The following is a 12,357-nucleotide window of genomic DNA, read 5'->3' as shown; positions in this document are numbered from 1 at the left end:
AAACATATGTCACACCTTGTTTTTTTCTTTTATTCTCTTGACGATTGGCAAGAATAGTATTCCTTTTTTGACGGCTACTTGCTGTGCAGAATAAATACCGCTGTTCCCTGAACACATAAAGCTGATCAAGCAGATCATAAAGAAGTAAACAGCAGCTTGTGAACCAAATAATTCGATTCCCATCACAAAACAGGCAATCGGTGTATTTGTCGCACCAGAAAATACCCCGATAAAACCCAATCCAGCAAGAAAAGGAACAGAAACATGGAGCAAAGGTGCTAGTGCTGCGCCAAGCGTTGCACCAATCTCAAACAGTGGTGTCACTTCTCCCCCTTGGTACCCCGCACCTAAAGACAAGACTGTGAAGAATAATTTCCCAATAAAATCATAAGCATGTGCCTGTCCATTAAATGATTCCTGCAGTAACGGAAGACTCAACCCAAGGTAACGTTGTGTTTGCAAAATCAACGCTGAGGCTACAACTACTGCTCCACCTATCGTATTTCGCCAAACAGGATGAGGAATCCATTGCGCATACCGTGCTTTTAAAAAGACGATCGAACGGCTGAATACCCAACCAATCAAACCAAAAGCAATCCCAGCAACAAAAACTTTGAAGAACAGCAACATACTCCATTCAGGAATCACACCCATTTGGTAATGTAGATGAGAAACACCATAGCTTTCCGTCATGAAATTTGCAAACAGTGCAGCAAAGAAGCTAGGGAAGATCGCTTCTGTTCGGACTTTCCCGATTGCCAACACTTCTAATCCAAACAATGTTCCGGCTAAAGGTGTGCCAAATACAGAACTGAAACCGGCACTGATCCCGCTGATAATCAAAATCTCCCGTTCTGCTTTATCCAATCGGAACAAACGGGCTATATTATCAGCTAACGCTCCCCCCATTTGGACTGCTGTTCCTTCACGACCAACAGATCCCCCAAATAAATGGGTAGTGATGGTCCCAAACAAGGTCAATGGAATGAGCCGCAAAGGGATGTTTTCTTCTCCTCCATTTCCTTGATCGATCACTAAGTTGTTCCCACGACTAGAAAGACCACCGTGATACGCATAAAGATAAGCAAAAAGAGCACCACTGACTGGTAGTAGATAAAGAAGCCAAGGATGTGCTAGTCGGATATCTGTCACGAACGTCAGGCTATTTAAGAAAAAAGCAGACAAGCTCCCCATGAATACTCCCAGAATCGCTGTAATCACCAGCCATTTCAGCATGTACGCCAAAATACGCACTGGACTCGGTAATTGTTTTTCCATAAAAAATTCCTCCTCAAATAAAAAAACGCCTACTAAAGAAAGGGGCTGTCCCCAGACTTTAGTAGGCGTCATTAGCTATCTTACGTTAGCATTTAAAGGCGAACACCATCACCTATTCACTTCCATTAAAAGATAGCATATTTTTCTGTAAAAAACAATAAAATTATCGTTCTTTCTTTACACGCTCAGCAAATTCATAGAAAGGAGCCAATTTCGTTAACTGTTGATTACATTGATCACTATCATGACAAATATAATTCCCCTTTTTCGTATACGTGCCATCAGAACCGGCTTTCGTTGTAGAAAGAAAGAGCGAGACATTCGATGTTTTCTGACAGATCGCACAGATTCCCTTATTAATCGTTGGTGATAAAGTACCGCTGATCCCTTTTAATTTTCCATCTTCGTAATAAACCATGAATTTTTTTTGCGTCCCTGGATCATTCCAACCGATGTACGTATGTGCTTGCAAGTCGATTTCGTTCCAAGCTGGTTGTTTGAGTTTTTTCACTTTTCGGAATAATTTATCGATTTGTGGTTTGCTCGGCTGCATAAACGGCTGGACGATTTGTTTCAGCTCCTCCAATGCTCGTTCTGCTTGCGTTTTTGTCAGTTTTACATCTAAAACTGTCGCTAAAAACGTATCGATTTCTGGTGGTTCGTAACCTAATACATCGCGAATCTTTTCAGCTGCTAGAGCCTGAACCGTTTGTACCGTTTTTGGGTCATTGACAGATGAGTACGCATTTAATAACTGATCTACTTCTCTTTTTATAAAAAAATATTGATATGGTTTCATTGTTTGTTCCATGATTTTAAAGTCCTTTCTTCTAACCAAAGTGCATACTTTGTAGAAAAAAGTGATCTTCTGCAAAGTATGTGTTACCTGAAGATCCCGGACTCTTTTAAATAAGATACGTTTTGCATCTTATCATCACCCCCTTTAATGTTCATTCTTCTATGTACTTGATTCATTCGATAAATAAAAGTAAACCGTATCTTGACCAGATAGTCAACTGCAAACAGAAAAAACCGAGAAAATCGGCTAGATTTTCTCGGAACATGGTCTATTATTGGTTTTACCTGTTAAATCGAAGATTCTTTTCCAAAGTAACGTTGCCATCTCTTACGCATACTTGCTGACATAGGCTGAGCGGCTTCTTTGACTGCGCAGTATTTGTCTACAAATGTTACGATATATCCTTCTTTGTACTTAGGCGGTGCAATCGTTGCGCCCCACATGTGCTTCAAAATGATATCTCGCTCAAGATCCGACAATTCGGTGATCTTTTCTGCATTCTTTACAGCAATTCTTGGATGGATATACGCATGTGTACCTTCATCAAATTTCGTCGTACGCCAATCATAGTAGAACAGATCATGCAAAAGTCCAGCACGCGCTGTTGCTTTAGCATTGCCACCCCATTTTTTTGCGAGCAGATAACTATAGTAAGAAACACTGATGGAATGCTCCAAACGAGTGGAATGAACATGCTGTGTGTAATTCGCTAATTTTTTCACTGCTTCTGTTTCTAAAAGATCTTCTACATAAGACATATATTCTTCGTCTTCACGCCATTTTTCTGTCATAATTATCGATCTGCCACCTTTTTGAATTTCATTTTCTTCTGAAATTGATCTAAGTATACCACCAGTGTTCGGATTATTCTAGTCGCCTTGGATAAAATAGCCAAAGCTTAATAGTTCCTTAATCATAAAGAAAAATGATAAAGAACAATCCCTGCCGCAACCCCAACATTCAACGATTCCGCATTTCCTTTCATCGGGATATATACGTTCTGATCAGTCAAAGACAAGATTTCCTGACTTACCCCCTGACCTTCGTTCCCCATGATTATTGCGAAGTTATCTGATTTTTCTACTTTGTCTAATGCGTGTGCTTCTTCATTTAATTCTGTGCCATACACTGTGAACCCTTTGTCTTTCATTAAAGGGACCACTTCTGTCAAATCTTTTTGCAACACAGGCAAATGATAATTGCTTCCCTGCATGCTCCGCAGCACCTTTGTACTATAAATATCTGCCGTTCCTTTGCCTAATAAAACACCAGCCATATCAAATGCATCTGCCGTACGGATCATCGTCCCTACATTTCCAGGATCTTGTACATTATCTAATAATAGCCAACCTCCTGAAAAATCTGGCGCGCCTTCAGCCGTTAACGCCATCACTGCTAAGATTCCTTGTGGTGTAGGTAGATCCGATACAGCATCCATGACCTCATCTGAAACTAGAAAAGTAGAAATCTCTTTGTTTGCGGCCAGCCAGTCTCCCCATTCTTTCCTGCCTCGCTGTGTCACAAAAAGTTCTTTTATTTCTGCATCAGACGACGCAGCCTCTTCAATCAGATGGAACCCTTCCAAAAGATATTCTTCCTTTTCTTCCCGATATTTCTTTTTATGTAGTTTTTTTAATTCTTTGATTCTTGGATTTTTTGCTGATTGGATCTCTTTCACATTCCTCACCTCCCCATGATTATATCATGGAATAGATGCTTGAGCTTGTTTCATCCTAAAAAAATCGGTATCATTAATTTATAAAATAGGAAAGAAAGGTGACGAACATGCGCAAAGTTAAAATGAACGTCCAAGGACGCGTCCAAGGCGTAGGATTTCGCTACATGACCAAGATGGTTGCTGATCAACTAGGCGTGACTGGAACGGTAAAAAACGAAGACGACGGCTCAGTCACAATCGAAGCAATCGGCAATGACGACATCATCCAGAAATTTATTGAAGAAGTCAAGAAATCTCCGAGCCCAAGTGGACGAGTGCAGTATGTGGATGTCCAAGAAGACCCGATGATTGAGGAACGAAAGAAATTTGATGTGGTGGGATAAGGTTGTTTTTGAGGCGCTTTGCCTCGAGTATTAAGGAGAAACATTTTCAAAATAGCTTCTCATATTTTGAAATGTAACGACTTAATACCGAGAGGCAGCTGATAAAACACCGTCCATAAGGTTGCGAAAAAGCTGGTCTGCATCAAGCATTAAGGACAGGTTGTGAAAAATAGCTCTCCATATTTTTCAACAGGCTGGACTTAATGCCGTAGATGCAAGCTTTTGAACACCGTCGGTAAGGTTATTTTTGAGGCGTTTTGCCTCAAGCATTGCGGACAGCAGTGAAAAAGCTGATCTATCACTTGCAGTGAGTTCATTTGACTCCGCTTTTTCGGGCAGAATAAAAAAAGTTTTTAGTTTATTAAAATAAGAAAGAAACACTTGGAATCATCCTACTTTTTCCTAGTATTTCTTTCTTGATTTTTTGTCTTCTTTTCAAAATTTTTCGCTACGTAAAAGAACGAATATTTATATGAAATTTCTATGAAGTTGATTGAATTCCATGCGCTTTTTTAGTATAGTTAAGTTTGTGTAAAAATTATAGAAGAGGAAGTATTCTATGAATAAATGGAAAAACTGGTTATTGGGATCCGGACTTGTCAGTATCCTGCTCTTTTTATCTGGCTGTGTGCGGATGGATTCAAACGGAAACCCTGACACTTCGGGAATCGTTTATCGAGTACTCGTCCATCCTATGGGCCAAGCGATTACATATCTAGTTGAGAATTTCAATTGGTCTTATGGCTGGGCAGTTATTGCAATGACTGTGATCGTCCGTATCATCATCTTGCCACTAGGTATTAGTCAATCGAAAAAAACAATGATCCAATCTGAAAAAATGCAAGCGTTAAAACCACAAGTTGAAGCAGCCCAACAAAAATTGAAAGCTGCAACAACACGTGAAGAACAAATGGCAGCACAAGCAGAAATGCAGCAAGTATACCGCGAAAACGGATTGAGTATGACCGGCGGAATCGGCTGTCTGCCTCTATTGATCCAAATGCCGATCTTCTCTGCCTTGTACTTTACGGCACGTTACACAGAAGGTATTCGTGAATCATCTTTCTACGGCATCGATCTAGGCTCACCAAGTATGGTGCTTGTTGCCATTGCAGGGGTCGCTTATCTGCTTCAAGGATATATCTCAACGATCGGTATTCCTGAAGAACAGAAAAAGACGATGCGTACGATGCTGATCGTCTCTCCTGCTATGATCGTCTTCATGTCGATCAGTGCGCCAGCCGGTGTTACACTTTACTGGGTAGTCGGTGGTGTATTCAGCTGTCTGCAAACATTCATCACAAACGTTATGATGAAACCACGGTTGAAAGCACAAGTGGCAGAAGAGTTGAAACAAAACCCACCGAAACAAGTCGTCACTCCAAGAAAAGATGTGACAGAAACAGCTAAACCAGCTGACAGCAAACAAGCAACCAAACAAATCAAGCAACCCAAAAACAGTACAAACAATAAAGGCCGCAATGCAGGAAAGCAGCAGAAGCGGAAATAAAAACATAGGACAAAAAAGATGAGAGCTAAGCCCTCATCTTTTTTGTTACTCTTCCTCTTCTGCTATTCCATTAATTAATTCGTTGACAGAGACAATGCTTTCACATCCTGCACGAACAAACTCGGACTCTGAACCAATCATTTGTGAGTTGATAAATTCAATGACCATCGGAAGATTCATCCCAGCATAAAGAGTAATCTGTTGTCCTTCCATTATTAGTTTAGAAATGATATTTGCAGGTGTACCGCCTAAAAGATCACATAGTACCACAAAATCATTTAACGAATCTGTGACAGTGAGAAACTTTTGTTTGTATGTTTCAGTGCCATCTTCTGGTAATAAAGGTAACGTGTAGATATCCTCTTGAGGCCCCATGATCATTTCTGTACTTTTTTTCAATTCCTCACAAAATTTTCCGTGACTAATCAATACCAATTGTCTACTCATTTCTCGCTCTCCCTTATTTCGAAATCACACCCAATGCAGATAAAGCAACACACACAATTAATACGATAAAAATCGCTCGAGTAGGAGTCATATTTTTCTTTCCTAACAACCAATAAACACCACCGACGATCCCAGCGGGTAAAATTTTAGGTAAAATCATATCGATATAGTTTTGCATATTCAATGTCACGTCGCCAATCGTTGGTGCCCATGAAAATTTAACATTGATCATTGTCGCAACTAATGCCCCTACCATGAATACACCTAATAAAGTGGCTGCGTCCGTTAATGCAGTTAAGCGAGATTGCATAGTAGTAACTAAGGTAATTCCTTCTTTGTATGCAAATTCAAGTTGCTTCCAACGAAAAACCATGACAACAATCTGAGCAAAAATCCATATAAACACACCTATCGGATTTCCATCAGTTGCCATATTCGCCGCCAAAGCCCCAAAAATCGTTGGAATCAAAGCAGCAAATACGGAATCTCCAATCGCTGCAAAGGAACCCATCAATCCAGCTTTCAGCCCCGATACGGTTTCCTTTGAAGTAATTCCTTCTTTTTCTTCCATTGCAAGATCAATCCCAGTAATGATTGTATTAAAAAAATTAGAAGTATTAAAAAATTGCGTATGTGTTTTCATCATCTCTTTTAATTCTGGTGTGTTGTCTCCATATATTTTTCTTAGTTGTGGCAAGATAGTATATAAATAGCCAGAACCCTGCATTCTCTCATAGTTCCAACCTAATTGAAAAGTGAACAAACTTCTTCGATTGATTTGCTTAAAATCTTCTTTTGTTAATTTGTAATTAGATTTCGTCATCTTCGATTTCCCCCTCAACAGAATGTGATGGCTCACTAGCTAATGGTTGATGGTCTTTGTTTTGATCATTCTTATAACTGATCATTGCTAGTGCTAGACCAATCAATGCTACAGCAAGCATCGGCAGCGAATTGAAAGTTGCCGGAAGATCTTTAACAACGCTTGCCACACTTGTTCCTAATAATTGAACATTAGAGAATAACGTTGCTAATAATGCCGTGATCGTAAATCCTAAAATAAGATAAGAAAGATGTTTTTTTACTGGTAAATAGCGCAGAAGAATGGCAAACCCAACAGCTGGTAAAACAGCTCCTGCTACTGAGAGCCCATCGCCTAGCCATTTTAGATTCCCGTTTAAAACAGAAACAACATTTTCAACTAATCCACCACCAAATGCTAAAGCTAAAAATACAGGAATCATACGAGAGAGTGACCAAGGTAAAGCTCCCATTAAGAAATTGCGTTCGATTGCTTGATAATTCATGTCTTCTACGTGACGGTCAATACGATGGGCAAAATATGTGTTAGCGAATCTAGCTAAAATATCCAATTGGATCATTAAGCTTGCTACAGGCACTGCAATAGCAGCAATCGCTTGTTCTGGATTCATTCCAAGAGAAATCGAGAAGGCAGTTGCTAAAATAGTCCCAGAGTTGGCATCTATTTTTGATGCGCCTCCAAACGTCCCCACTCCTAAAACTGTCAACTGCATACTGCCACCAATAATCAAACCTGCGTTTAAATCACCCATTACTAAACCTGCATATAACCCTGCAAACACTGGCGCACTCATTGAAGAATAGATCTGTAATTCATCTAAAATTTGATAACCTGCATATAATGTTAATAATAAGATCTGCCACCATTGAATATCCATGGATCATTCCTCCTATTTGATTAAAAGATTCATAAAGTCTTCTGCTTTATCGTTTGGTACCATTTGAGCAATTAAATGTATACCAAGCTGATCTAATTTTTTAAATACTTCGATATCTGCATCTACCACATTGATTGATTTTGTAATGGACCGTGTTTCATTCGTTTGTGACATATTCCCCACATTTACTTCTTTGATAGGAACTCCTTTTTCTACTAAAGATAAGATTCGATCTGGCTTTTTTGCTACGATCAATACTCGTTGAGAGTCATATTTGCCAGCTAAAATATTTGTTGCTGCTTTTTCGATTGGCAAAATGCTTAATTTTACCCCTGCTGGAGTCGCTAACTTCAATCCACTTTTTTCAATTGTGTTTGTGGCTACCTCATCATCCACGACCATGATTCGACTAATATTCAGCTTCGTTGTCCAAAGATTTGCTACTTGTCCATGTATCAAACGTCCATCGATTCTTACACCAATAATTGCCATCATGCATTCTCCTTATCTATTTTTTCTATTAGTTGTTCAATTAAATCTGTGACATCATCAAATATCCCTTCTGTTCCAAAGATAACGTTTTCATTTTTTTCTTTCTTATATTTCATTTTTAAGCCAAGAACAAATTCCCTCCCAGCTAAAGAAAACGCTTTCTTTTATATTTAAGTTCATTTGATTTTCTTAACTTGAATGTGTTTCATCAACATCTTAACTTTTATAGGGTCGATCCAGCCAGTTTTCTCTTGTTGCGCGTTTGCCATGCCGCAAGCCATAGAAAATGCGAGAATCTCTTCGATTGATTGCCTTTTTGATAACGCATTGGCCAATCCTGCAAGGGTCGCGTCACCTGAACCAACAGGATTAACAACTGATATTTTAGGAATAATGACTTCGTAGAAACACTGAGCAACTTTTGCTATAGCACCTCTCTCTCCTAAAGAAACAACAACCCATGGCACTCCTTCAAATATTGGATGAGCTAATAAGGACTGAATTTTTTCTAATTGAATCGAAGAACAGATACGTTGGCCAATCAGTTCTCCTAGTTCTTCCAGATTGGGCTTGATAAGTAGTGGCTTCTCCTTACCTTTCAATACTTCAAGCAAAAATTTACCAGAGGTATCTAGTAATATGTCTTTCCCTTTTTTATCAGCTAAAGCAACCAATTGCTTATAGTAATCAAGAGGACATCCTTGGGGTAAACTTCCTGAGATTGTCATAATATCTGATATTTCGAGGAGCTGCTCAAAATGATCGGTAAATGTCTGTTGTTCTTTCTTTGTTATGAAGGGGCCTTGTTCCAAAAGCTCTGTTTGTCTCGAACCATGCAGGATAGCAATAGAATCTCTTGTCTCTCCTTTAATTGGAACAAACTGATGCATGATCCCTAACTGATCTAGCTGGTTCTTTAGATATTCACCGTGCTGGCCACCTATTAAACCAGTAGCTATCACCTCTTCTCCTAATAAATTTAGAACCCTCGCCACATTCACTCCTTTTCCTCCCGCTGTTTTATTGACTGTTTCAACTCGATTGACTTTGTCGAGGTTTAATTCTTCAACTGTATAAGCGATATCGATGGAAGGATTCAAGGTAACTGTCGTAATCATTTCATCTTCACCTTTTTGCTTTTTGCTTTATTGAACCAAGGGGTAGCGGTTTCATTTATTACTTTATTTAAAGTCTCGATGTTTTCTCTCCCATTTGTTCTTAACCAATGAATAGCTCCGTCTTTTCCATTTTCGACATATGCTTTGACCCCATCTTTCCATGTCGCACGTCCACACAATACACCATTGAATGTGGAACCCGATTCATGAGCAAAAATCAGTGTTTGTTGAAATAATTCTGTTGAAACACCCCCGCTCAAAAAAATGAATGGTAATGGAGTCGCTTCACTTTGCTCCTTAAAGAAGGCGGCAGCCTCTTCTTTGCTGTGAATAAATTCACCTGTGGAATAGCCATTCACATAATTCATATTGACAGGTACTTCTACTTTCAATACATCAACTTTATATTTTGGATCAGAAAATTCTTTCATCATCTCAATAACTTTGTGGGGCTTGACTTTTGCATACTCTGGAGAAGAACTATCGCTTATTTGTGCGTCATAAGAAACTAATTCCAAATAGAAGGGACGATTTTCTCCTTCACACTCACTACCTAAACGTTCGATGAACACATGCTTCAAATGATTGATTTCGGGTGCTTCATCAACATCGTAGTAAAGTAAGAATTTTACTGCATCCGCTTGCTGTTCTTTCAATCTGAGAGAAGACCAATCCGCTAATAAATCAGGTAGACGACCAGGCGTAGTTGTGTCATAGCCGGTTTTCTCATAAGCTAACAATAACCCCGTCTCTTTTGCTCTGACTTTTGCTGCTGGCAATCCATATTCCGGATCCAATAAAATAGCAGAAGCATAGGGTGTCAGCTCAGCTGATACTAGTTCTTTGAATTCACTGATTTGGTCTTCACTTGGCTCTTTTCCCAACGATTTGATCATTTTTTTTAGAGCACCACGCTGATCGATCGCTAATGCACTAATAATTCCATCTTTTGTTGATAGTCTCTCCATTGCCCTATTTTTTTCTTCATTCATCTGTCATTTCTCCTTCGGTTTCATATTTATGAATGATGACGCCCTTGACTACTCGATTGACCGTGCCTGTTGGAGATGGGGTATCTGGTTTATTAGCTACTTTGATTGAAGTATAGAGTGCAATGATTTGTGCAGTCATAATCATCGCTAATGCAAGATAGGCATCGGGCAATTTACTCACCGAGTCTTCCAATAGCACAGTCATACCTGAGAAATCAATAGTACCCGGTTGCGCAATCGCAATGACATTGGCAGTGACCCGATCTTCTTTTATTTCCTCTAAAATATCTAAGTCATAATTTCGCGTATATGGTTGATTGCTCACAAAACCTACAACGAGTGTCTCGCTATTTAAAAAAGACTTTGGTCCATGACGGAATCCCATCGAAGAATCAAAAATTGTAGCAACTTTACCTGCTGTTAATTCTAAAATTTTTAATTGTGCTTCTCTTGTCGCACCTGCCAAACTTCCTGAACCCAGATAAGCGATCCGTTCAAAAAAATCAGGTAATAACTTTTGAATTTCTTGATCTCTTGAAAGAAGATCTTGACCGATTGTAACTAATTGTTCAAGATATCTTTCTTTTTTCTCCATTGCTGTTTGATCAAAGATCCATAAAGCACTCAATAACATACACGTAAAACTTCCTGTCATAGCAAAACCTGCATCGTTTGCTCTCTCTGGCATCAATAACAGATAATTCTGTTTATCATCCTGTGCGTTTTTTGCCAACATCCCCTCTTCAGCACAAGTAATCGTCAAATGAAATAATGTTTCAACTTGTTTATTTGCAATTTGCACAGCCGCTACACTTTCTGGACTGTTGCCGCTGCGAGCAAATGAAACTAATAAAGTCGGTTCATTTGGAAACAAAAATTCTTTTGGTGAAGCTACAATATCTGTCGTGCCAAAACTGTGGAAGATAAAAAACTGATTGTCTCCATGTTCATTTAGATAGGGTAAGAGCGTATCCCCAATATATTGAGACGTTCCTGCACCCGTAAAAATAACACGTATTCTTCTTCCGTTTGCTTCTTTTTTTATTTGATCAAAAAATAGAGCTAAATTTTCTTGGCTTTGCATCAATCTATCGATTGTTTCTTTCCAGAGATCTGGTTGTTGTTTTATTTCTTGTGTCGTGATTGCTGCACCTATTTGTTTTAATTTGTTCTTCGATAGCTCAAACATGTTGTTCTCCCTCTCAATCATTTTCGGATATGCCGAATTTTATAATGAAACTGGTCCGCTCTTGCTACACTATCCGTATATTCGATAATCTCATTTTTCACGTTATAGGTTATCCTCGTCAGATGTAAGACGGGAGCGCCATCAGCGATTCGTAGCACAACAGCATCTTTTTTTTGCACGATACTTGCATAAAACTCTTCATCAGCTAATTGAACTTGTTGTTCATAATCCTGTGAAAACACATCATACAACGGTTTACTTTCAAGTAACGGCAAATCAAGTCCCATAAATAGCTTCGCCGGTAGATAAGAACGCTCAACCATCAATGGCTCTTCATCTGCCAAACGCAATCTTTTAAGTTTAAATACAGTTTCACCTAAATGGATGTTCAAATTCTTAGCAATTCTCTTATTAGCTTCCATTTGTCTAAATTCTAAAATGACCGTCTTAGGGACGCGCCCTATTTCGCGCATTTCTTCTATAAAGCTATATGCTCCAGCTAAGTTCGATGACTTATCAGACAAATCAGAGACATAGGTACCTTTTCCATGTCTTCGGTAAATATAACCTTGATTTTCCAATTCCTGTAAAGCCAGACGTACGGTGGTACGACTCACCCCATAGTGTTGACAAAGTTCTCTTTCAGATAACAGCTTATCATGCGGAGTCATCTGTGTTTCGATACGATCCTTCAATAAATCAACTAGTTGATAATACAATGATTTTCCTTTATTTGAGCTCTCCATAAAAATTACCTCTTCTTTACTGGTT

The 12,357-nt window shown here is 39.0% G+C and carries 15 protein-coding genes and 1 riboswitch; of the genes, 2 read left to right on the top strand and 13 right to left on the bottom strand.

All coding sequences use genetic code 11. From position 1 onward, the window contains the following. Positions 1 to 9: 9 nt before the first annotated feature. The 4 genes from IGJ53_RS04655 to IGJ53_RS04640 all read right to left on the bottom strand — a co-directional run bounded on the left by IGJ53_RS04655 (position 10) and on the right by IGJ53_RS04640 (position 3,755). Complete coding sequence (locus IGJ53_RS04655) at positions 10 to 1,278, bottom strand: voltage-gated chloride channel family protein (RefSeq protein ID WP_259741703.1); 1,269 nt, start codon at positions 1,276 to 1,278, stop codon at positions 10 to 12. A 55-nt stretch (positions 1,279 to 1,333) separates the two neighbouring features. Beyond that, a riboswitch (Fluoride riboswitch) is annotated at positions 1,334 to 1,400 on the bottom strand. A 41-nt stretch (positions 1,401 to 1,441) separates the two neighbouring features. Beyond that, entirely contained in the window at positions 1,442 to 2,089 is a 648-nt protein-coding gene (locus tag IGJ53_RS04650; protein ID WP_010732197.1) for a FusB/FusC family EF-G-binding protein, read from the bottom strand. A gap of 275 nt (positions 2,090 to 2,364) precedes the next feature. Next, positions 2,365 to 2,868 (bottom strand): HD domain-containing protein, encoded by a 504-nt coding sequence (locus IGJ53_RS04645; protein ID WP_002291751.1) that lies wholly within the window; start codon positions 2,866 to 2,868, stop codon positions 2,365 to 2,367. Between the two features lie 122 nt (positions 2,869 to 2,990). Beyond that, the gene (locus IGJ53_RS04640) at positions 2,991 to 3,755 is read right to left on the bottom strand and encodes a TrmH family RNA methyltransferase (RefSeq protein WP_010732196.1); all 765 of its coding nucleotides are present in this window, start codon (positions 3,753 to 3,755) and stop codon (positions 2,991 to 2,993) included. A gap of 107 nt (positions 3,756 to 3,862) precedes the next feature. Here IGJ53_RS04640 and IGJ53_RS04635 point away from each other — a divergent pair, with 107 nt between their 5' ends. Then, complete coding sequence (locus tag IGJ53_RS04635; RefSeq protein ID WP_002289551.1) at positions 3,863 to 4,138, top strand: acylphosphatase; 276 nt, start codon at positions 3,863 to 3,865, stop codon at positions 4,136 to 4,138. 186 nt (positions 4,139 to 4,324) lie between these two features. Here IGJ53_RS04635 and IGJ53_RS04630 read toward each other — a convergent pair whose 3' ends face one another. After that, positions 4,325 to 4,519, bottom strand: a complete 195-nt coding sequence (locus IGJ53_RS04630; RefSeq protein WP_438749669.1) for a hypothetical protein — start codon at positions 4,517 to 4,519, stop codon at positions 4,325 to 4,327. 178 nt (positions 4,520 to 4,697) lie between these two features. On the opposite strand from IGJ53_RS04630, the gene yidC reads away from it, so the two are divergent. After that, positions 4,698 to 5,648, top strand: coding sequence for a membrane protein insertase YidC (yidC, locus tag IGJ53_RS04625; protein ID WP_010732194.1), 951 nt, complete (start codon positions 4,698 to 4,700; stop codon positions 5,646 to 5,648). Between the two features lie 45 nt (positions 5,649 to 5,693). On the opposite strand, the gene IGJ53_RS04620 is transcribed toward yidC, so the two are convergent. From IGJ53_RS04620 to IGJ53_RS04585, 8 genes are all read right to left on the bottom strand, one after another. Further along, the gene (locus IGJ53_RS04620) at positions 5,694 to 6,095 is read right to left on the bottom strand and encodes a PTS sugar transporter subunit IIA (RefSeq protein ID WP_438749667.1); all 402 of its coding nucleotides are present in this window, start codon (positions 6,093 to 6,095) and stop codon (positions 5,694 to 5,696) included. Positions 6,096 to 6,108: 13 nt separating this feature from the next. Then, a complete protein-coding gene (locus IGJ53_RS04615) occupies positions 6,109 to 6,918 on the bottom strand; it encodes a PTS system mannose/fructose/sorbose family transporter subunit IID (RefSeq protein WP_010732193.1) in 810 nt (269 codons plus the stop codon). Then, positions 6,905 to 7,795, bottom strand: coding sequence for a PTS mannose/fructose/sorbose/N-acetylgalactosamine transporter subunit IIC (locus IGJ53_RS04610; protein ID WP_002311317.1), 891 nt, complete (start codon positions 7,793 to 7,795; stop codon positions 6,905 to 6,907). Before IGJ53_RS04610 ends, IGJ53_RS04615 begins: the two co-directional genes overlap by 14 nt. Positions 7,796 to 7,807: 12 nt before the next feature. Continuing rightward, complete coding sequence (locus tag IGJ53_RS04605) at positions 7,808 to 8,287, bottom strand: PTS system mannose/fructose/N-acetylgalactosamine-transporter subunit IIB (RefSeq protein WP_024635520.1); 480 nt, start codon at positions 8,285 to 8,287, stop codon at positions 7,808 to 7,810. 176 nt (positions 8,288 to 8,463) lie between these two features. Next, positions 8,464 to 9,405, bottom strand: a complete 942-nt coding sequence (locus tag IGJ53_RS04600) for a hexose kinase (protein WP_259741701.1) — start codon at positions 9,403 to 9,405, stop codon at positions 8,464 to 8,466. Next, the gene (lacD, locus tag IGJ53_RS04595; RefSeq protein WP_010732191.1) at positions 9,402 to 10,397 is read right to left on the bottom strand and encodes a tagatose-bisphosphate aldolase; all 996 of its coding nucleotides are present in this window, start codon (positions 10,395 to 10,397) and stop codon (positions 9,402 to 9,404) included. The genes IGJ53_RS04600 and lacD overlap by 4 nt, the downstream gene beginning before the upstream one ends. Beyond that, positions 10,390 to 11,586, bottom strand: a complete 1,197-nt coding sequence (locus tag IGJ53_RS04590) for an SIS domain-containing protein (protein WP_010732190.1) — start codon at positions 11,584 to 11,586, stop codon at positions 10,390 to 10,392. The genes lacD and IGJ53_RS04590 overlap by 8 nt, the downstream gene beginning before the upstream one ends. A 17-nt stretch (positions 11,587 to 11,603) precedes the next feature. Then, complete coding sequence (locus IGJ53_RS04585; RefSeq protein ID WP_438749663.1) at positions 11,604 to 12,332, bottom strand: GntR family transcriptional regulator; 729 nt, start codon at positions 12,330 to 12,332, stop codon at positions 11,604 to 11,606. Between the last annotated feature and the right edge of the window lie 25 nt (positions 12,333 to 12,357).

Source organism: Enterococcus sp. DIV1283b (assembly GCF_051710965.1).
In the GTDB taxonomy this organism is placed as follows: domain Bacteria; phylum Bacillota; class Bacilli; order Lactobacillales; family Enterococcaceae; genus Enterococcus_B; species Enterococcus_B lactis.
The sequence above is the reverse complement of the archived record's forward strand: the minus strand, read 5'-3'. Positions and strand labels throughout refer to the sequence as shown.